21 protein-coding genes and 1 pseudogene are annotated in these 20,513 nt (G+C 38.1%); 20 read left to right on the top strand and 2 right to left on the bottom strand.

What is annotated here, in order from left to right; genetic code table 11:
- The first annotated feature begins 85 nt into the window (after positions 1 to 85).
- The 11 genes from tenA (at position 86) to thiE (ending at position 8,976) form a co-directional block, all read left to right on the top strand.
- Positions 86 to 763 carry a thiaminase II gene (tenA, locus tag LT143_RS01965; RefSeq protein ID WP_246938949.1) on the top strand — a complete coding sequence of 226 codons (678 nt, stop codon included), beginning with the start codon at positions 86 to 88 and terminating at the stop codon, positions 761 to 763.
- Between the two features lie 33 nt (positions 764 to 796).
- Complete coding sequence (locus LT143_RS01960; RefSeq protein WP_246938947.1) at positions 797 to 1,378, top strand: ECF transporter S component; 582 nt, start codon at positions 797 to 799, stop codon at positions 1,376 to 1,378.
- A 14-nt stretch (positions 1,379 to 1,392) separates the two neighbouring features.
- Positions 1,393 to 2,847: an ABC transporter ATP-binding protein gene (locus LT143_RS01955; RefSeq protein WP_246938945.1), complete on the top strand. Its 1,455-nt coding sequence runs from the start codon at positions 1,393 to 1,395 to the stop codon at positions 2,845 to 2,847.
- 12 nt (positions 2,848 to 2,859) lie between these two features.
- The gene (locus LT143_RS01950) at positions 2,860 to 3,639 is read left to right on the top strand and encodes an energy-coupling factor transporter transmembrane component T family protein (protein WP_418909787.1); all 780 of its coding nucleotides are present in this window, start codon (positions 2,860 to 2,862) and stop codon (positions 3,637 to 3,639) included.
- Positions 3,640 to 3,805: 166 nt separating this feature from the next.
- The gene (gene tenI, locus LT143_RS01945; RefSeq protein ID WP_246938941.1) at positions 3,806 to 4,432 is read left to right on the top strand and encodes a thiazole tautomerase TenI; all 627 of its coding nucleotides are present in this window, start codon (positions 3,806 to 3,808) and stop codon (positions 4,430 to 4,432) included.
- Positions 4,416 to 5,555, top strand: coding sequence for a glycine oxidase ThiO (gene thiO / locus LT143_RS01940; protein WP_246938939.1), 1,140 nt, complete (start codon positions 4,416 to 4,418; stop codon positions 5,553 to 5,555). Before tenI ends, thiO begins: the two co-directional genes overlap by 17 nt.
- On the top strand, positions 5,539 to 5,742 hold the full coding sequence (thiS, locus tag LT143_RS01935) for a sulfur carrier protein ThiS (RefSeq protein WP_246938937.1): 204 nt from the start codon (positions 5,539 to 5,541) through the stop codon (positions 5,740 to 5,742). The genes thiO and thiS overlap by 17 nt, the downstream gene beginning before the upstream one ends.
- Position 5,743: 1 nt before the next feature.
- Positions 5,744 to 6,511 (top strand): thiazole synthase, encoded by a 768-nt coding sequence (locus tag LT143_RS01930; protein WP_246938935.1) that lies wholly within the window; start codon positions 5,744 to 5,746, stop codon positions 6,509 to 6,511.
- Entirely contained in the window at positions 6,508 to 7,527 is a 1,020-nt protein-coding gene (locus tag LT143_RS01925; protein WP_246938933.1) for a thiazole biosynthesis adenylyltransferase ThiF, read from the top strand. The genes LT143_RS01930 and LT143_RS01925 overlap by 4 nt, the downstream gene beginning before the upstream one ends.
- A gap of 10 nt (positions 7,528 to 7,537) precedes the next feature.
- A complete protein-coding gene (gene thiD, locus LT143_RS01920; RefSeq protein WP_246938931.1) occupies positions 7,538 to 8,344 on the top strand; it encodes a bifunctional hydroxymethylpyrimidine kinase/phosphomethylpyrimidine kinase in 807 nt (268 codons plus the stop codon).
- A complete protein-coding gene (thiE, locus tag LT143_RS01915; protein WP_246938928.1) occupies positions 8,344 to 8,976 on the top strand; it encodes a thiamine phosphate synthase in 633 nt (210 codons plus the stop codon). The genes thiD and thiE overlap by 1 nt, the downstream gene beginning before the upstream one ends.
- Before the next feature lie 224 nt (positions 8,977 to 9,200).
- Here thiE and LT143_RS01910 read toward each other — a convergent pair whose 3' ends face one another.
- On the bottom strand, positions 9,201 to 9,680 hold the full coding sequence (locus LT143_RS01910) for a hypothetical protein (RefSeq protein WP_246938927.1): 480 nt from the start codon (positions 9,678 to 9,680) through the stop codon (positions 9,201 to 9,203).
- A 590-nt stretch (positions 9,681 to 10,270) separates the two neighbouring features.
- Between LT143_RS01910 and LT143_RS01905 the strand changes: the two genes are divergently transcribed.
- The 7 genes and pseudogenes from LT143_RS01905 to LT143_RS20685 all read left to right on the top strand — a co-directional run bounded on the left by LT143_RS01905 (position 10,271) and on the right by LT143_RS20685 (position 17,889).
- Complete coding sequence (locus tag LT143_RS01905) at positions 10,271 to 12,031, top strand: ABC transporter ATP-binding protein (RefSeq protein WP_246938926.1); 1,761 nt, start codon at positions 10,271 to 10,273, stop codon at positions 12,029 to 12,031.
- Complete coding sequence (locus tag LT143_RS01900; protein WP_246938925.1) at positions 12,028 to 14,043, top strand: ABC transporter ATP-binding protein; 2,016 nt, start codon at positions 12,028 to 12,030, stop codon at positions 14,041 to 14,043. The genes LT143_RS01905 and LT143_RS01900 overlap by 4 nt, the downstream gene beginning before the upstream one ends.
- Before the next feature lie 154 nt (positions 14,044 to 14,197).
- Positions 14,198 to 15,391 carry a GAF domain-containing SpoIIE family protein phosphatase gene (locus LT143_RS01895; protein ID WP_246938923.1) on the top strand — a complete coding sequence of 398 codons (1,194 nt, stop codon included), beginning with the start codon at positions 14,198 to 14,200 and terminating at the stop codon, positions 15,389 to 15,391.
- 11 nt (positions 15,392 to 15,402) lie between these two features.
- Positions 15,403 to 15,840, top strand: a complete 438-nt coding sequence (locus tag LT143_RS01890; protein WP_246938921.1) for an ATP-binding protein — start codon at positions 15,403 to 15,405, stop codon at positions 15,838 to 15,840.
- Positions 15,830 to 16,171, top strand: coding sequence for an STAS domain-containing protein (locus LT143_RS01885; protein WP_246938919.1), 342 nt, complete (start codon positions 15,830 to 15,832; stop codon positions 16,169 to 16,171). The genes LT143_RS01890 and LT143_RS01885 overlap by 11 nt, the downstream gene beginning before the upstream one ends.
- A 26-nt stretch (positions 16,172 to 16,197) precedes the next feature.
- Positions 16,198 to 16,950 (top strand): annotated as a pseudogene (locus LT143_RS20690) (cache domain-containing protein); the annotation flags it as partial.
- Entirely contained in the window at positions 16,942 to 17,889 is a 948-nt protein-coding gene (locus tag LT143_RS20685) for a methyl-accepting chemotaxis protein (RefSeq protein ID WP_418909791.1), read from the top strand. The pseudogene LT143_RS20690 and the gene LT143_RS20685, both read left to right, overlap by 9 nt.
- 85 nt (positions 17,890 to 17,974) lie before the next feature.
- Here LT143_RS20685 and LT143_RS20350 read toward each other — a convergent pair whose 3' ends face one another.
- Positions 17,975 to 18,103, bottom strand: coding sequence for a hypothetical protein (locus LT143_RS20350; RefSeq protein ID WP_272495653.1), 129 nt, complete (start codon positions 18,101 to 18,103; stop codon positions 17,975 to 17,977).
- 121 nt (positions 18,104 to 18,224) lie between these two features.
- On the opposite strand from LT143_RS20350, the gene fumC reads away from it, so the two are divergent.
- Both fumC and LT143_RS01870 read left to right on the top strand, forming a co-directional pair.
- The gene (gene fumC, locus LT143_RS01875) at positions 18,225 to 19,613 is read left to right on the top strand and encodes a class II fumarate hydratase (RefSeq protein WP_246938915.1); all 1,389 of its coding nucleotides are present in this window, start codon (positions 18,225 to 18,227) and stop codon (positions 19,611 to 19,613) included.
- 100 nt (positions 19,614 to 19,713) lie between these two features.
- A complete protein-coding gene (locus LT143_RS01870) occupies positions 19,714 to 20,502 on the top strand; it encodes an inositol monophosphatase family protein (RefSeq protein ID WP_246938913.1) in 789 nt (262 codons plus the stop codon).
- Positions 20,503 to 20,513: the final 11 nt, after the last annotated feature.

Raw genomic sequence — 20,513 nt, 5'->3', positions numbered from 1 at the left:
TACTTGTCAGGGCTGAATGGCCGCTTCCGCTTTTTAACTGAAGCTCTGACCTAGTGGATGATTCCGTAAAAAATGGAGGGAAACCATGAAATTTTCGGAACAATTAAGAAAAGATGCAGATGCGATTTGGGAGGCCAGTTTTCAACACCCATTTGTGAAAGGGATTGCAGATGGAACGTTACCGTTAGAATGTTTTCGATTTTATGTTCTGCAAGATTCTTATTATTTAACTCATTTTTCAAAAGTTCAGGCACTAGGAGGAGCAAAAGCAACTGATTTACATACAACAGCCAGATTTGCCGCTCATGCTCAAGGAACATACGAAGCAGAGCTAGAGCTACATCGGAATTTTTCCATGCGAATGGGAATTACCGAAGAGGAAAAGCAAAACTTTAAACCGGCCCCTACTGCTTATGCCTATACCTCGCATATGTACCGAGCGGGATACGGGAATTTAGGAGAAATCCTATCTGCCTTACTTCCTTGTTACTGGTTATATTACGAAATTGGGGAAAAGCTTCAAGGATCAACTCCAGTTGAGCCTATTTATCAAGATTGGATTGCGACTTATGGTGGAGACTGGTTTAGAGAGCTAGTAGAAGAACAGATTAATAGATTAGATGAAATTGCAGCAAAAGCGTCTGAAGCTGATCTTGAAAGAATGAGAGAAAATTTTATCATTAGTAGTCAATATGAGCTTGCATTCTGGGAAATGGCTTATAAGCAAGAAGAGTGGCCAGTGACAGAAGCAACGACTGTATAACCATAACGTGAAAGTAAAAAGGGAGAGAAAACAATGTCAAAAGGTTTAAAATTAACAGATATTTTAATAACAGTCGTAATTGCAATTGTATTTGGTGTGGTTTATAAATTATGGGGTCCACTATACGCTTTAGCGGGACCATTAGGTTTACATGTGGATCAGTTGCTTTATGGGATGTGGTTTATTGCAGCAACAGTTGCCTTCCTTATCATCCGTAAGCCTGGAGTAGCATTACTAGCAGAAGTGGCAGCGGCATCTGGTGAATTTTTAATGGGGTCTGAATATGGGCTCGAAGTATTAATTTATGGGGTATTCCAAGGACTTGGAGCAGAATTAGTATTCCTTTTATTCTTATATAAGCGCTTTGACCTATTTGTTGTGATTTTAGCGGCGATTGGCTCTACGGTCGGTTCATTTATTATGGACTTTTACAAAGGGTACATCTCAGATTTAGCACTGTGGAATTTAAGCATGTTAATCGGGTTTAGAATGATAGGAGCTATATTATTCACTGGAGTGTTTGCCTACTTCTTAGTAAAAGCACTTGAGAAAACAGGGGTAACAAGCTTGGTTCGATCAGCCAACCAATCTGACTACGATGCATTAAATCAATAAGGGATGTGTGAAGCATGAACCCTTCAATAGTGGTTGAGAATCTACGTTTGAAATTTCCTAAAGAAAAGGAACTTCTGTTTAAGGATTTATGTGTAACGATCAACAAGGGGGAGAAAGTTCTCCTCCTTGGCCCGTCTGGGTGTGGAAAATCCACATTGTTACAAGTAGTAGCAGGAATTATTCCGAGATCCATTGAGGTTCCAATGAAGGCTGAAAAATTAGAACTACCTATTTCATCTGGGTATGTGTTTCAAGATCCTGACAGTCAATTTTGCATGCCATATGTTGATGAAGAAATCGCATTTGTGTTAGAAAATCTGCACGTTCCAAGAGAGCAGATGAAAGAGCGAATAAGAGAATATCTGGACTTGGTAGGTCTACAACTTCCCGATTTACACACAAGTATCCAAACCCTATCAGGAGGTCAAAAGCAAAGACTGGCGATAGCTTCTATCCTTGCACTTGAACCAGATGTGCTATTTCTTGATGAACCTACAGCCATGTTAGATCCAGAGGGAACAAAGGATGTATGGAATACAATTGAGAATTTAATGGATAATCAGACACTTATTATTGTGGAACATAAGATTGAACATGTAATGGACCTAGTTGACAGAGTAATAGTCTTTAGCCCAACTGGAGAAATCCTGGCAGATGGGCATAAGGATGAGATAGTAAACACTCACCTTCCATTGCTAAGAGAGCACGGTATCTGGTATCCAGGGGTATGGGATGAATATATGAACCAACACCAACGTTCTTATTCCCAACAGGAAAATCATTCTCCAATACTCACGGTAAGAGAATTTGAAGTGAACCGTAAGAAGGAAGTAATTGTTCATCTACCAACTGCTGATGTGTTTGCTCATGAATGGATTGCGATTACTGGTGAGAATGGGGCGGGGAAAAGTAGTTTGCTTCAAGGGTTCATGCAATTATTAGAAACAAAAGGTGACTATCATCTATTTGGGACAGAAGTAACAAAGAAAAGAGAGCTATTTACCGAATTAGCATATGTCTTTCAAAATCCTGAATTTCAATTTGTGACCAATTCAGTCTATGACGAGCTCGCCCATTCACTTCGCCTATTTGAGGCAGAGGAGAAACATGTGCAAGCTAAGGTAGAAGAGATGCTTGAGAGATTTTCTCTTAAGGAGCATAGAGATAAACACCCCTATCAGCTGTCAATGGGACAAAAACGAAGGCTTAGTGTGGCATCTACGATCATGCAAGATCAACAATTGCTCCTGTTAGATGAACCAACCTTTGGCCAAGACAGTAAAAATACGTTTGCTCTTCTTGAACATTTGGAGAGAAGTAGGCAAAAAGGAGCCACTATTCTCATGATTACTCATGATGAAAAGATTGTAGAGCAATTTGCCACAAGGAAATGGGTAATCTCACAAGGTAGATTGATAGAGGATATCCAGATAAACAAATCCGAAGAATCAATCGCAATACATGTATAAATGGGTGAAGAGATGAAAGAAACATGGTTGTATTCAATAAATCCGACATTAAAATTAATGGGAATCGTATTATTATTTATACAAGTTCTTACCATTCATAACATTAATATTCTATTAAACTTAACTTTACTAATTTGTTTAGTATTCTTTCTTTTTAATGGGTTTCCTTTAAAGAAAGTAGCTCTCTTTCTCCTGCCATTTCTTATTGTGTTTATGTCCACAGCCTCGTCGATGATCTTTTTTGGTAAAGGAGATACGACCTGGTTTAAATGGGGCTTGATTCATATCACAGAAGAGAGTTTTTTTAGAGGGATTCATATTGGGTTTCGAGCATTAGTGTTTGCATTCTTAGGTTTATTGTTTACCTTAACGACAAAACCAGTTCTCTTGTTCTATTCACTGATGCAACAAGCCAAATTAAAGCCTAAATATGCGTATAGCTTTTTAGCGGGCTACAGGTTAATACCAATCATGTTTGAAGAATTTAAAGTCATTCACCAGGCATTAAAGGTAAGAGGTATTAATCGTAAAAAAGGATTAGCTTCCATTCCTGCAAAATTAAAGGCGTATTGTATCCCTATGCTCTCACAAAGCATTAGAAGAGCTCACCGGATTGGTGTAGCAATGGAGGCAAAAGGATTTCAATCTAATGGATCACGTACGTTTTACTATCAAGTAGGCTTCTCAACACGAGATTTCTACTTTGTTACTCTCTTTATTGTTTTGGTGATCCTCTCGTACATGATTGGCATTAATTATCCTTATTTCTCAATTCAGGATGTTCGTTATTAACATTTAGACTGTGTTAAACGTTGTGTTGATTTTCGTGACAGGACTCCCTCGACCTGCTCTCCCGCAGGAGTCACGCGTCCTTCCTTCAATCAACTGTGCTAAAAATCAACATTACTCTTTAACATAGCCACTCTCAAAAACTATCGTTAAAAAGGAGTCCTAGCAGTTGGGTTTACATCTAGTATCAAACGGAAATATGACACTTAGAGAATTTTCTCAAATTGCTAAACAAGTAGATCCGTATGTGGACATTTTCCAAATACGTGAAAAGCAAAAAACGGCAATAGAGCTTTACGAAGGTATTCAACTTTTACTTGATTTGGGAATATCTGCACAGAAGATATTTGTGAATGATCGGCTGGATGTAGCACTTTCGCTTGGTGTAGCGGGAGTTCAGCTGGCTTATCATAGTCTTCCGCTTAAAGTAGTAAAAGATCATTTTCATCAATTGCAAGTAGGCTGCTCCATTCATTCATGGGAAGAAGCGCTACAAGTAGAAAGTGGTGGAGCAAGCTTTGCTATGTATGGGCATATTTTCTCGACTAACTCTAAACCAGGATTAGAGCCAAGGGGTTGTCATCAGCTAAAAGAAGTATGTAATCGTTCGTCTATTCCAATTATCGCAATTGGTGGTATTACGCCAGAGAATACGAGAGCAGTCTTAGAGCATGGAGCATCAGGTGTTGCTGTCATTTCAGGAATTCTAGGTCAAGAAGATCCAATTAGTGCTGCCAGCCTTTATCATGAAATCATTCAGAAGTGGAAGGAGGAACAGCGTGAAAAAGCATTATGACACAATCGTAGTAGGCGGCGGAATTATCGGGAATTCCATTGCCTATTCCCTTTTAAAAAGAGGTCAGTCCGTTTTAGTCATCGAAAAGGGTGAAATCAATCGTAAAGCATCTAGTGCTGCAGCAGGAATGCTGGCTGCTCAAGCCGAGGTAACGGAAGCAGGCCCCCTTTTTGATTTAGCAAGGAAAAGTAGAAATATGTTTCCATCACTAAATGAAGAGCTGATGGAACGAACAGGTGTTGATATTGAACTCATCCAAAAAGGGATGCTCACTACTGCGTATACGAATGATAAAGTTCAAGAATTAAAGGAAGTCATCGATTTCCAAAGGAGTCTTGGCGAAGAAGCGGTATGGCTAACTAGGGAAGACATTCAACAAGTAGAACCAAACTTATCAGAAAAAGTAATAGGTGGAATGTACGCTCCCCGGGATGGACAGGTATCAGCCTTTAAACTAGCAAGTGGCTTCGCACGAGGTGCCTCTGCATTAGGTGGAGATTATTTAGAGTTTACAGATGTTCATGGTCTCCTAATAGAGGAGGGGAGAGTGCGTGGGGTTCAGGCTTTACAAGGAGAATTCTATAGTGAGAATGTTGTCATCGCTGGGGGAGCCTGGTCGACGTTTCTCCTAAAACAGCTAGATGTCAATTTGGGCATGTATCCAGTTAAAGGCGAATGTTTTTCAGTCATAACCGCTTTACCTCTTATCACAAAAACAATCTTTGCAGAGGATTGTTATATCGTTCCGAAACGAGAAGGGCGCATTTTAGTTGGGGCCACCATGGTGCCTCATACCTTTGATGAAAAAGTAACAGCAGATGGTGTTTCTTGGTTATTAGAACGTGCTATTTCCATACTCCCAGCTTTGAAGGAAGCAGAGTGGGAAAGAGCTTGGGCTGGCATACGGCCGCAAACCACAGATGGACTGCCATATTTAGGCGTACATCCTACTATTTCGGGTCTGTTTGTGGCAACGGGACATTACCGAAATGGAGTATTGTTAAGCCCAATTACAGGTGAAGTGATAGCAGACATGATTGAACAAAAGGAATTGCCTTTTGCTATGCAGGCTTTTTCACTGGATCTACAAACAAGGAGGGGACTATATGAAGCTTCAAATTAACGGAGAAGAAGTTGTTGTTTCAACTGAAGTGAAAAATGTGGGGGATCTACTGAAGCATTTTCAGCTTCATGAGAAAGTAGTCATTGTAGAACACAACCAAAATATATTAGAAAAAACAACACACGCGAAAGTCATGCTAGCAGACGGCGACCGTATCGAGATTGTACATTTTGTAGGAGGCGGATGATATGTTAAAAATTGGACCATATTCTTTTCAATCACGTTTATTATTAGGTACAGGGAAGTATCCTAATTATGATATACAAAAAGAAGCAGTGGATGTTTCAGAAGCAGAGATTTTAACGTTTGCTGTTAGACGAATGAATATTTATGAACCGAACCAACCGAACTTTTTAGAAAAACTTGATACAAAGAAATTCACACTTCTACCTAATACGGCTGGAGCAAAAACTGCAGAAGAAGCGGTTCGGATTGCAAAGCTTGCAAAGGCGTCAGGACTTTGTGACATGATTAAGGTTGAAGTGATCGGCGATTTTACAACGTTACTACCAGATCCAATCGAAACACTAAAGGCATCTGAAATGCTTTTAGAAGAAGGCTTTATTGTGCTACCATATATCTCTGATGATGTTATTTTAGCAAAGAGACTACAAGAAATGGGCGTTCATGCTGTTATGCCTGGAGCATCCCCAATTGGGTCAGGTCAGGGAATCATAAATCCGTTAAATATTAGCCTTATCATTGAGCAAGCAACGGTTCCGGTAATTGTTGATGCAGGTATCGGCTCTCCAGCTGATGCGGCACTGGCAATGGAGCTTGGAGCTGACGGTGTACTTTTAAACACGGCCGTTTCTGCTGCACAGGACCCTGTCAAGATGGCACAGGCAATGAAGTTAGGCATTGAAGCTGGAAGACTAGGCTTTGAAGCGGGAAGGATTCCTAAGAAAAGGTATGCAACAGCGAGTAGCCCAATGGAAGGGTTGAGTACTGTTTGAGTGAACGATATTCAAGACAAGAGCTTTTTTCTCCAATAGGAGTCGAAGGTCAAAAGAAAATAAATGCTAAAAACGTTTTAATAATAGGTGCCGGCGCATTGGGAAGTGCAAATGCTGAGGCTTTGGTGAGAGCAGGTGTTGGAAAAGTGACACTAGTCGATCGTGACTATGTTGATTGGAGTAACTTGCAACGTCAACAGCTTTATACCGAAAAAGATGCGGAGCAAAGACTTCCGAAGGCTGTGGCAGCTAAACAACGTTTAACAGATATAAACAGTGAAGTCGAAGTAGAGGAGATCGTTGCAGATGCCAATGTCCAAGAGCTTGAACGACTTGTCCAAGACGTCAGTGTCATTGTTGATGCTACTGATAATTTTGATACAAGGTTAATCGTGAACGATCTGTCTCAGAAGTATAAAATTCCTTGGATTTATGGTGCTTGTGTCGGGAGTTACGGGATTAGCTACACGATCTTACCTGGTGATACTCCATGTCTCCATTGTTTATTAGAACGAGTACCGCTGGGTGGAATGACATGTGATACAGTAGGGATTATCAGTCCAGCAGTTGGAATGGTCGTAGCTTATCAAACATCAGAAGTGTTAAAGATACTAGTAGAGGATTTTGAACATCTTCGCAAAAAGCTTGTCACGTTTGATTTATGGACGAACCAATCAACTTCTATCTCTGTTGGAAAATTAAAACGCCCAGGTTGTTTGTCTTGTGGCGAGCATCCCACTTATCCATTTCTCGCTTATGAAAATCAGGTGAAGACAGCTGTGTTATGTGGAAGAGATACGGTCCAAATCAGGCCACAAGAGGGAACAGCTCGAGATCTGGTTTCAATAGAAAAACAATTGAAGGCCACAGGTGGAAAAGTGGAAAGAAATCCTTTTTTACTTTCATTTGATACGGGAAAGCATCGACTTGTTATTTTTCAAGATGGTCGTGTGTTGATACACGGAACAAAAGATATAGCAGAAGCAAAAGGTATTTATCATCGTTATTTAGGGTAGAGGTGAACAAATGGGGACATATAAAGCATTAACCATCGCAGGTTCTGATAGTGGTGGAGGAGCTGGAATACAAGCAGATATTAAAACTTTTCAAGAGCTACAAGTGTTTGGTATGACCGCCATTACGGCGATTACTTCACAAAATACGCTTGGTGTTCAAGATGTATTTCCCATACCGGTTGAAACCATCACGAGTCAGCTAAAATCAATTGCGGACGATTTGACACCGGATGCTTTAAAAACGGGAATGCTATTCAGTAGTGAGCTCATAGAAGCAGTATCAGAAGCAATTCGTATGTACAGTTTCAGAAATCTGGTTGTTGATCCTGTTATGGTAGCTAAAGGTGGAGCACAACTTTTACAAGAAGAAGCTGTCGAGGCCGTCAAAAATCATTTAATCCCCTTAGCAACGATTATTACACCGAATATACCAGAGGCTGAGGTTCTAACGGGAAAGAACATTAAAACGATTGAAGACCGTAAAGAAGCTGCGAAATGGCTTAAAGATTTAGGAGCAGAACATGTCATCATAAAGGGTGGACATGGACTTGAGGAAATGGCTGTTGACCTGTATTATGATGGCACAAATTTCGAACTGTTAAGTACACCTCGTTTACAAACAAAAAACACGCATGGTACAGGTTGTACATTCTCAGCTGCAATTACAGCTAATCTTGCTAAAGGAAAAAGCGTATTTGCAGCAGTACAGGATGCCAAAAACTATATTCAGTTAGCCATTCAACATGACTTGAAAATAGGGAGTGGTCATGGACCAACTAATCACTGGGCACATCGACTTGAAGGAGTGTCCCTGTGATGAACCTGAGAGAATCACTTCAACTTTATTTTGTGATGGGAAGCAATAATTGTAGTGTAGACCCAGTTTATGTACTGGAACAAGCCATCCTTGGTGGTGTAACATGTTTTCAATTTAGAGAAAAAGGTGAAGGATCGCTTGTAGGAGAGGCAAAAGTTAAACTTGCAAAGAAGTTACAAACTGTTTGCCAACAATATCATGTACCCTTTATTGTGAATGATGATATCGAGCTAGCAGTTGCTGTTGGGGCAGATGGAGTACATATCGGTCAGGAAGATGAAGCAATTGACGCTGTTAGAGCAAAAATGGGTAACATGATGATCGGTGTTTCCTGTCATAACTTAGAAGAAGCAAGACAAGCCATTGAATCAGGCGCAGATTATATCGGTGTCGGTCCCATGTACCCAACTAAAACAAAGCTGGATACAAGAAACGTCGTAGGTCCTGCACTCATTAAAAGCTTAAGGGATGCTCAACTCTCCATTCCAATGGTAGGAATTGGTGGGATCCATGAAGCAAATGCTGACGCTGTTATACAAGCAGGGGCAGATGGGATTGCGGTTATATCGGCTATTAGCCAGCAAGAAAACCCTAAACTGGCAGCAGAAAACTTGAAAAGAATTTTATCCTAGATAAAGCGTTTAGGAGTTAACTTATTAATTATGTAATTATCACGTTAAATTGGCAACTAATTGCTCTTTTCTAATAATTATCACTTCGGTCTTATAGTATGAAAAGGGATGTTTATTATAAAATTAGGTTGAAAAGCAACAAAGTTTTAGAAAAGAGCCTAATAGAAAGAGCCTTCTCATAATGAGAGGTTCTTTTTGCTTAAAGTTAATACAGTTCTTCAGCATTAAAATACTTTTAGCATTACTTTTCTAACCAGACCCCCAAGGAAAAAACCAATAAATATGAAAATAATAGGTGCAAAAATAGGTCCGAATGTAATGGATAAGATCGGTTTATTGGAAAAGATGACCCCTATCGTAGTGATGTAAGCAGCGAAGGAGAATGGAATGGATTCAAAAGGTTTTTTCGTCATTTTAGCCTTCTTTTTTGCAGAATAATAAGCATCCCACATGGCAAAAACATAGAGACAAGGATAAAACATAATCCAACGATAATCAACGATGTTTATAGCTTGTTCAATTCTACCTTGAAAACTGTAAACAATTGCGATATTTATGCCACCCTGAAGGTTAATTAAAAACTCCAATATAATAAATATAATTCCTTTTATGTAGTCTTTATTCATTAATTGCCCAAACCCAGGTAAGGCGATGCTCCAACATAGCATTTCGATTGGAGTTGTCTTTCTACTTCTTTCCTCCATCCCATTACACACCCTTTTCCATTACATATTATTAAAATGGTCTAATAGTAGGAAAAATATATATTTAAAATAGATGTTTTTAAAAATATAATTTGGAATAAACTGTATAAAATATAAAAATTAGTTTGACACCCTAAATTTATGGTGTTAAGCTAACTCAAGGATAAGTAAAATTTGGAAAGTGGAGGTTACGATGATGAAGATTCATGTTATGTTTTTTAACGATAACTTAATAAATCACGTGACCCACTTATGCATATAGTTTCTATTTAGTAGAAGTACTAAGGCGGAGGTCATTATTATGGCTTGCGCCTTTTTCTTATGTAAAGGCACATTCCTGTTTGGATGTGTCTTTTTTATTTTTAAAATTGGATAAATGATAGGTATACGCCTATCTTTTATATAGGTTCTTTTCGTAGGAAATGTGTTTCTAATAATAACAGCATGTTACGAAAAGAACCCTACTAACAAAACCTAGGAGGATAAGAAGATGAGAATGATTGAAATTTTACTAATCTGTTTTGCTGGAGAGAAGGAAAGTGGATAATGACAGATCAAAGTATAGTTTCTTCTAGAGAGGAGTATCCGGAATGTTTTCAGTATTAAAGAAACTCGCTTGGTTTTTTAAGCAGTATTGGAAAAGATACACAGTGGCCATTAGCTTATTAATTTTTGTAGGAATTTTAGAGGTAATTCCTCCAAAATTAATAGGGGTTGCTATTGATGCCATCCACGTTGGATCGTTAACAAGTAATGAATTATTCAAGTATATTGGATTCTTATTCATATTAACATTTGTCTTATATGGACTGACCTATATTTGGATGTATAAGCTGTTTGGAGGTTCATTTATAGTAGAACGACTACTACGTTCAAGGTTCATGAATCACTTATTAAAGATGACTCCGACTTTTTTTGAGAGAAATCGAACAGGAGATTTAATGGCAAGAGCAACCAATGACCTTAAGGCGATTTCCCAGACAGCTGGTTTTGGGATACTAACCATGGTCGATTCCTTTGTATTTATGATTACAATTGTGGTGACAATGGGAATTTTGATTAGCTGGAAGCTTACTTTTGCTGCCTTAATTCCACTTCCATTAATGGCGTTAGCGATAAATGTGTATGGAAAAAGGATTCACAAACGATTCACCGTTGCCCAAGATGCATTTGGTGATATGAATGATCATGTTTTAGAGTCAATTTCAGGAGTGCGAGTCATTCGTGCGTACGTACAAGAAGAAGCAGATGAAAAAAGATTTGATGTATTAACAGAAGACGTCTATAAAAAGAACGTTGATGTAGCAAAGATTGATGCTTTATTTGAACCGACTATTAAGATATTAGTTGGTATGAGTTATTTAATTGGTTTAGGTTATGGGGCTTACTTGGTGTTTCATCAAACGGTCACCTTAGGTGAATTAGTCTCGTTCAATGTGTACCTTGGGATGCTCATCTGGCCAATGTTTGCCATTGGTGAATTAATTAACATCATGCAAAGAGGTAATGCTTCATTAGACCGAGTTCTTGAAACACTTGCTTATAAGCAAGATGTTGAGGATCATCCAGAGCCAGTTCAGGTTGAGAAGCCAATGGATCTTGAATTCAAACATGTCCAATTCCAGTACCCATCGTCGAACGTACAGAATCTTGTAGATGTGAATATTTCCATTAAAAGAGGAGAGACACTTGGGATCGTTGGAAAAACAGGAAGTGGAAAAACAACACTTATTAAGCAATTATTACGTGAATATCCACTTGGCACAGGAGATATTCGAATTTCAGGGGTACCCATTGAAAGGATCCCAGTTGAACATTTACAAGGTTGGATTGGGTATGTGCCACAACAGCATATCTTATTCTCAAAGACAGTCTATGAAAATATCACCTTTGGTAAAAGTGATAGTACAACAGATGAAGTGAAGCGTGCCATCGAACAAGCGGCCTTTACAAAGGATTTAGATATGTTACCAGAAGGATTACAAACACTGGTAGGAGAAAAAGGGGTTGCTTTATCTGGGGGACAAAAGCAACGAATCTCGATTGCTAGAGCCTTATTAATCAATCCCGAGATTTTGATCCTAGATGACTCTTTATCTGCTGTAGATGCAAAAACGGAAGCAGCGATTATTCAAAATATCCAACGAGAACGAGCGGGGAAAACAACCCTTATTACAACCCATCGCTTGTCAGGTATACAACATGCAGATTGGATTATTGTATTAAATGAAGGAAGAATTGTAGAAGAAGGAACACATGAAAGCCTACTTCAACAAAACGGTTGGTATAAAGAACAGTTTATACGCCAACAGGTAGAATCTACAATCGTCAATCAGGAGGTGAGTATATGAAAATAGGAAAACGATTATTGGATTATGCTCTCCAATTTAAGAAAACAATTATCTTCGCTTTAATCATGTTATCTTTTGCAGTAGCAGCTGAACTAACTGGTCCATTTATTGCGAAACAGATCATTGATAAGCATATTTTAGGCATAGAAAAACCATGGTTTGTCACAAATATAGAAGATTCGGACACTGTTCTATATGAAGGGACCTACTATAAGCGTGAGGATCGTTTTTCTGAAAATGAACAAAAAGGAAAAGAAGTACGCATTGTTCAAGTCGGCCGCAGTTATTATTTTGTCGCTTCTCCTATTGAATTTGATGGAGAGAGAACATTCTCCAATGGACAGCTTACCATTAAAAGAGGAGACAATATTGCGAATTACCCGGCTGTGAAGTTAACAGTAGATAAACTGCTTTCCTTTTATGCACCAGAAATTGATAACATCTTGTGGTTAATTGGTGCTTATTTCGTATTAGTGGTGATATCCGCAGGTTTTCAGTACGGTCAACGTTTATTACTACAGATCTCCTCTAATCGTATAATTCAGAAGATGAGGAAGGATGTATTTAAGCAGATTCAACGTTTACCTATTCAATACTTTGATAATCTACCTGCCGGAAAAGTAGTCTCAAGAGTAACGAATGATACAGAGGCAATTCGCGATTTATTTGTTACCGTATTATCAACATTTTTTACAAGTATTATTTATATCACTGGAATCTACATTGCTTTATTTTTACTTGATGTAAAACTTGCAACGATTTGTTTAATACTTGTGCCGATACTGATTGTATGGATAATTGTGTATCGTAAATACGCTTCAAAGTATAATCATATCATTCGTTCAACGTTAAGTGATATAAATGGAATGATTAACGAATCCATTCAAGGAATGACCATTATTCAAGCCTTCAAACGTCAAAAGGAAACAAGACAAGAATTTGAAGAGATGAATTATAAGTATTTTACCTTTCAAAATAAATTGTTAAGCTTAAACGCTATGACTTCTCATAACTTAGTTTTTGTTTTAAGAAATCTAGCTTTTGTAGCATTGATTTGGTATTTTGGAGGAGCTTCTTTAGAGATAGGGACGGTCATTTCATTAGGGGTACTATATGCATTCGTTGATTATTTGAATCGATTATTCCAACCTATTACAGGTATGGTTAATCAGTTAGCCCTTCTAGAACAAGCATTGGTTGCGTCAGAGCGTGTGTTTGAACTTTTAGATGAAGAAGGTGTAGATGTAGCCGATTCAACTATGCCTAGATACAAAGGGAATGTTACGTTTGAGCATGTGAGTTTCGGCTATAAAGATGGAGAAAATGTGTTAAAGAATATTCATTTTAAAGCGAATCAAGGTGAGACTGTAGCACTTGTCGGGCACACGGGTTCTGGTAAAAGCTCCATTATGAATTTATTGTTCCGTTTTTATGATATACAGGAAGGTAGAATTCTCATAGATGGCAAGGATACGAAGGAACTATCGAAGCAACAGCTAAGGAAACATATGGGCATTGTTCTTCAAGATCCTTTCTTATTTACAGGAACGATTGCCACAAATGTGAGCTTAGAAGCACCAGGTATAACGAGAGAAATGGTGACGAAAGCTTTAAGGGATGTCGGTGCGACTAAGTTTATTGAAAATCTACCGAATCAATATGATGAACCTGTGTTAGAAAAAGGAAGTACATTGTCAGCTGGACAACGTCAGTTAATCTCGTTTGCAAGAGCTTTAGTATTTGATCCGGCAATCCTGATATTAGATGAAGCCACCGCTTCAATCGATACGGAAACAGAAGCCATTATTCAAGAAGCACTAGAAGTATTAAAGAAGGGTAGAACGACTTTTATTATTGCTCATCGCTTATCTACAATTAAGAATGCAGATCAAATTCTTGTCCTTGATAAAGGAGAGATTGTGGAACAAGGAAGTCACGACGAGTTAATGGCAAAGGGCGGTCGCTACTATCAAATGTATCAGCTGCAACAAGGAGCAAATCTTGCCGGATAGAAAAGAAAGGAATCCAATAGGGTTCCTTTTTTTCGTGTGTAGATTTTTGTTGCAATATGTCGAAAATCCTATAAAGAAAATAGAGAGTGTAACCGATATAAAAAGTAATGAACACATGACTAAGAAACGACGTCTAACAAATCGGAGATAAATCATGAAGCATATTAAACAGAAATTCGTTGAGGCAGCTCATCAAGTGTTCCAGTTATTAGCTGAAACAATTCCTGCGCGTACTTTCTTTATAGCAACCACGTCAAATGAGACCTTTGCCATACTAGATAAGTTCAATAAAGTGGGAGGATGTACAATTCCTGAAAATTTTCAGGACGCTTTAGACCAGTCATACTGCAGTATGGTAGCAAGGGATGAGACACCTTTACTAATAAAGGATGCAATGAATTCTCTTTTAGTGAAAGACAAGAAAGTAACTCATTTATTTTCAATTGGTTCTTATCTTGGTGTTCCAATTTTCAAAGATAATGGATCTTTATTTGGAACCTTATGTGCACTGGATCCTATGCCTCATATCCTAGAAGAAAAGCATACAAAAATATTGCAAGGATTCTCAAGTCTAATCTCCAATTCTATTGAACTTGAACGACTGATGAGTGAGCTAAAAGAACACGAGATTCAAACGGAAAATGAGTTTCAACTAGCACAAAAGATACAGAAAAGTTTGTTTGCTTCACCATTACAACAGGAATTAATTCAAGTAGAGAGTATCCATCTACCATCTTGTCATTTATCAGGCGACTTGTTTAATTGGCAAAAGCTTGATGAAGGAAAATACGGTGTCATTATTCTCGATGTTATGGGTCATGATGTATCTTCTGCATTAATAGGAATGATGGTGTTTTCACAGCTTAAGAAACATATGGTAGAGTTTCAAACACCTTATGAAGTGATGAATGCGCTTAATTCAGATGTAATTGATTTTTTTAGTGGTACAAAGGACTTCGGAGGATTTGTTACAGGAGTCTATGTCGTTATTGACCTAAAGCAAAGAACCCTTACCTTTATGAATGCAGGTCATCCTCCAGCAATCATCATACAGAACGAACAGGTAAATTCTTTGACTAGCGCTAACATGCCTTTAGGAATAGTGGAAGACTTCCCGGATAGGAGCGAGTCAATACCATTATCCGATGAAGGCTTTAAAATTCTACTTTATACCGATGGTTTATTGGATTTATTAACACATGATAACAAAACCGTCCTGACCACTCTCAAAGAGGAAATAGAACAAAACAAGGATTCAATTACCCAATATGTGAAAAAAAAGATTTCAGCAATAGATAAACATCCAGATGATATTTGCGTTTTATCCATACAAGCCAATAACAAATAAGGATGGTTAATATGTGTACTTTTGAATTAGAACTACCATGTCAATTACGCTCTATTGAATTATTTGACACGAAGGCGACCGAGTATCTGCAGAAATACACCGACTCTCATCGTTCCCTTGCCTTTATTGCACATGAGCTCTTGATTAATTCGTTAGAAGCATCATTTCGGAGATACGGTGACCTTGCCTTCCGATATTCTATCAAACTAAAAATCTCACAATATGAACAAGGTATTGATATTACGGTGTCTGACTATGCAGGGGGAATACATCCAGATGAACTACATCAGGTACAAGGTAGATCATTAGAAGATATCGTAAGTAGTGAAGATGGACGAGGCTTACTAATGATAGAGCATATGGTTGATGATATCAAAATGGAATACAAGAATGATGGAGCATTTGAAATTAAAGTGAGGAAGGAAGGAGTTCATTGTTATGACCAATAATCTCAATACATTTGAACATCAAGTACTAGGTGGTTTACAAGTTTTTAAAATCTCAGGAAAACTGCAATATGGAAGCACGCAATCTATTAAAGAAGAATTATTTAAGCACGTTGATGTAAAAAATGATCACTATGTATTTGATCTTACCGATCTTACTGATATTGATAGTACAGGAATGGGTGTGTTTGTCACTTTTTTTAAGCACATCAATAACCCTGTCAATAAAGTGGCTTTAGTCATTGAGGATACATTTATTCATGAGTTATTTAGAATTGCAAAGCTTGATACCATCTTCATCATTACAAAATGCAGTAAATTTACTAACGACTAAAGCGTCTAATTAAGGGGGAGCGTAGGATGCGTCTAGGTATTAAACAAAAGTTCACATTATTATTCATTGTCTTGTTTACAATTGGTGCAACGATTTTAATTTACGATGCAGTAACTAGCCTCAAAAATGAAATTCTTAATGTTGCTGAAGAAAATTTAAATAGTAACCTAGAATTGACAAAAGGATTAATAGATAAAACTTATCCAGGAGAATGGTCTGTTAAAGAAGGAAAGCTATATAAAGGATCGACTGTATTAAATGACAACTTCGATTTGGTTGATGAGATTGGAGCGTTAACGGGAAATGCGGTAACGATCTTCCAAAATGATACACGTGTTGCGACTACGGTTAAAAAAGAAGATGGAACTAGAGCTGTTGGAACTCAAGTATCGGAGGAAGTAGCAGCTGAGACGTTAAAAGGTGGAAAGATCTTTACTGGTGAAGCAATTGTAGTAGGAAAGAAATTGGTTACTATTTATGAGCCGATAAAAGATTCCACAGGAGCAACGATTGGTATGCTGTTTGTTGGACATTCTGCTGAGCAATACGATACGGTGACATCTAACTTCAGAACTGAACTTATACTATTTGGTGTTGTGGAAGTTCTTGTAATGGCGCTGATTATTCTAGGGTTGGTACATTATCAAGTAAAACCACTATTACAAGTAACAAAAGTAGCTAAAGAAGTCGCAACTGGTAATCTAGCTGTAGAACCATTAAAAACAAACCTAAAGGATGAAGTGGGCGATCTATCAACTTCTATTAATCAAATGGTCGATAACCTGAAGGAATTAATCTCTACAGTTGTTTCTACTTCCGAACAAGTAGCAGCAACGTCAGAAGAGCTTGCAGCAAGTGCGGAAGTTACAGGTGAAATGAGTGCACAAATCGCAAAGACTACAAGTAGTATTGCTACAGGGACAAATCGTCAGTCAGAAGAGATTCAAAGTATATTAGAAAAGATGGAGCTAGCAGTCGGTCAAGTGAATTCAGGAAAGATGACTGTTGATGAAACCATTAGAAATGCAAGTCAGTCAACAAAAGAAGCGAATGAAGGAAATGATGCAATCAACGAAGCGATTCAGCATTTAAGTAAGGTAACAAATACAGTTGAGTTTGCAACGGATTCAATTCAAAAACTAGGTAAACGTTCTGAGGAAATCGGTGGTATCATTACTGTCATTACGGAGATCTCCAACCAAACAAATCTACTTGCTCTTAATGCAGCGATTGAAGCAGCTAGAGCGGGTGAACATGGAAAAGGCTTTGCCGTAGTTGCTTCTGAAGTAAGAAAGCTAGCTGAACAGTCCAATCATGCAGCAAGTAAGATCACAGAGCTTATTGAAGACATCCAATCGGAAACAAAAGTAACGGTTAATACAATGGAAACAAACCTTGAATCTGTTAAGGAACAGGTGGGAATGATTCAACGAGGTGGACAAGCTCTAGTAAAGATTGTTCAAAATGTGAAAGATACGGAGAACGGTGTAACTAACGTGAAGACTGTTTTAGATGTGATCAATGATCATATTTCAGGTGTGTTACGTTCAACACAGCAAATGAATGAGATTATTGAAGAAGCAGCAGCATTTACAGAGGAAGCAGCTGCATCAACTGAACAGCAAACTGCAACGATTCAGGAAGTAGCATCAAGTGCAAATGAACTGGCTAAAACGGCAGAAGAATTACAAAGTAAGCTAAAGGCATTTACACTATAAGTTTACGTAAAAAAACGAATGAATACAGTCATTATAAAAATGCCACAGGAAACTGTGGTGTTTTTTTATGGGTTTTATTGCTTGTTTAACCTTTTATACGATTGTATTTTAGATTGACCCAGAAGGAATGAGCTTGTCTTTTAAAACGTAGTTCATGTTCCTGCCAAATGGTTAACACTAGAAAACTGATTAGCTTCCAATCAACCGCTTCCATGGTTTAATCCCTCCCTCTCAAGGTTAATATATGGTAATAAGGTAAAAAGAGTGTATGTTTTTCTGATGTGTTCATAAGGTTGAAATGATGAAGGAAAACAGTACGAAATGGAGGAGATGACGTGGAGTACCGGATTGAGAAAGACACGATTGGAGAGATTAAAGTTCCTAAAGATAAATATTGGGGAGCACAAACTCAAAGAAGTAGAGAAAACTTCCGAATTGGTGTAGAAACAATGCCTGCTGAAGTGATAAAAGCTTTTGCGGTTTTAAAGAAATGTGCGGCGCTAGCAAATTATCAACTTGGTAAATTAGGAGAAGTGAAGAAGGAAGCTATTCAGCAAGCAGCTGATGAAATGATAAGCGGTCAATTAGATGACCACTTTCCATTAGTCGTTTGGCAGACAGGTAGTGGGACCCAAACCAATATGAATGTGAATGAGGTCATTGCATTTCGAGGAAATGAACTTCTTCATAGTAAAGGGAGCAATGAAAGATTACACCCAAATGATGACATTAATATGTCCCAGAGTTCTAATGATACCTTTCCGACTGCCATGCATATTGCAGCGATGGCTCTAATCCAAAATCAGTTATTACCTAGTATAGAAAAGCTGCGAAACACTTTATATTCAAAACAAGTAGCCTATCAAGAGATCGTCAAGATCGGTCGAACTCATCTTCAGGATGCAACTCCTTTGACTGTTGGACAGGAAATTAGCGGATGGGTAACGATGCTTGAAAGGTCAACAGAAATGATCACACAATCTTCTGCGCAATTAAAAAATCTAGCCATAGGTGGAACAGCAGTTGGTACTGGAATAAACGCACACCCTAAATTTGGGGACTTAGTTGCGGAGTTTATTGGGAAAGAAACTGGTTTTTCATTTGTATCATCTGCAAATAAATATCATGCATTGACTAGTCATGACGAACTCGTTTATGTACATGGAGCCATTAAGGCACTTGCGGCAGATCTGATGAAAATTGCAAACGATGTAAGATGGCTCGCAAGTGGACCTAGATGTGGAATTGGTGAATTAATCATTCCTGCTAATGAACCAGGGAGCTCTATTATGCCAGGTAAAGTGAATCCAACCCAAAGTGAAGCGATGACGATGGTGGTTTGTCAAATCTTCGGAAATGACAGTACGATCGGATTTGCTGCGAGTCAGGGAAACTTTGAACTGAACGTCTTTAAACCGGTGATCATTTATAATTTTATTCAATCAGTTCGGTTGCTAACGGACGCGATACATTCTTTTAACGAGCGATGTGTGTCCGGTCTTGAAGTAAACGAACCAGTCATTGCGAAATATCTTCAAGAATCACTCATGCTTGTAACGGCATTAAATCCTCATATTGGTTATGAAAATGCCGCTAAAATTGCTAAAATAGCCTACGAAGAAAATTTGACCCTAAAACAAGCTTCAAAAAAATTAGGATTACTGTCTGAAGAAGAGTTCGATCGGCTTATTGTGCCACAGGAAATGGTATCTCCTAAAGAGTAATGGAAACCCCATTACTCTTTTTTTTGGCTCTTTTCAAATAGCTGATCCAATCATTAGTGTATAATAGAGTAACTTTAAATTTACTTTGGAGGTAGTACTCATGAATTGGGATCAGGTATATCAATCAGCAAAATCGTGGACGTTAGAAGCAGGGGATATCCTTAGAAAAGCAACGAAGGAATCCTTTCAAGTTGAATATAAGACCTCGGCAGCAGATCTAGTAACCGAGAAAGACAGGCAAATCGAGAAATTTTTTATTGATAGAATTAAAGAAACGTATCCAAGTCATTTCTTATTAGGAGAAGAAGGGATGGCAAGTGATCAGGTGTTTGATTACAACAATGAGGTTGTTTGGGTGGTAGATCCAATTGACGGGACCACGAATTTTGTTCAACAACAGAAGAATTTTGCCATTTCAGTAGGGGTGTATGAAAAAGGGCAACCTAAAATAGGTATTGTTTATGACCCTATTGCTGGTGAATTATTTCATGCTCAAGTTGGTCAAGGTGCTTATTTAAATGAGCATCTATTACCTAAGCAAAAAGAAAGAACACTTGAAGAAGCCATGATTAGCATCAATCAACTTTGGTTAATAAGGAATGAAAGAGTAAATCACTTATTATTTGAGCAAATTATTAGACAGGCACGAGGAACAAGGTATATAGGCTCTGCTGCGCTTGAAATTGCATACGTAGCTTGTGGTAGATTGGATACATATTTTGATTTTAGATTATCTCCTTGGGATATTGCGGGTGGGATGGTTATTTTATCAGAAGTTGGTGGGGTAACGGTAGATTTAGAAAATAAGACTGTAAATGCTTTTACACCCACAGTTACCATTTTCTCAAACCCGAACGTTTTAGATGAGATTGTAACGTTTCTGTCATAAAAATGAAAAAA

It is taken from the genome of Bacillus pinisoli (genome assembly GCF_023036475.1).
GTDB classification, from domain to species: Bacteria; Bacillota; Bacilli; order Bacillales; family SA4; genus Bacillus_BS; species Bacillus_BS pinisoli.
This window is presented reverse-complemented; position numbering and strand designations above follow the sequence as displayed.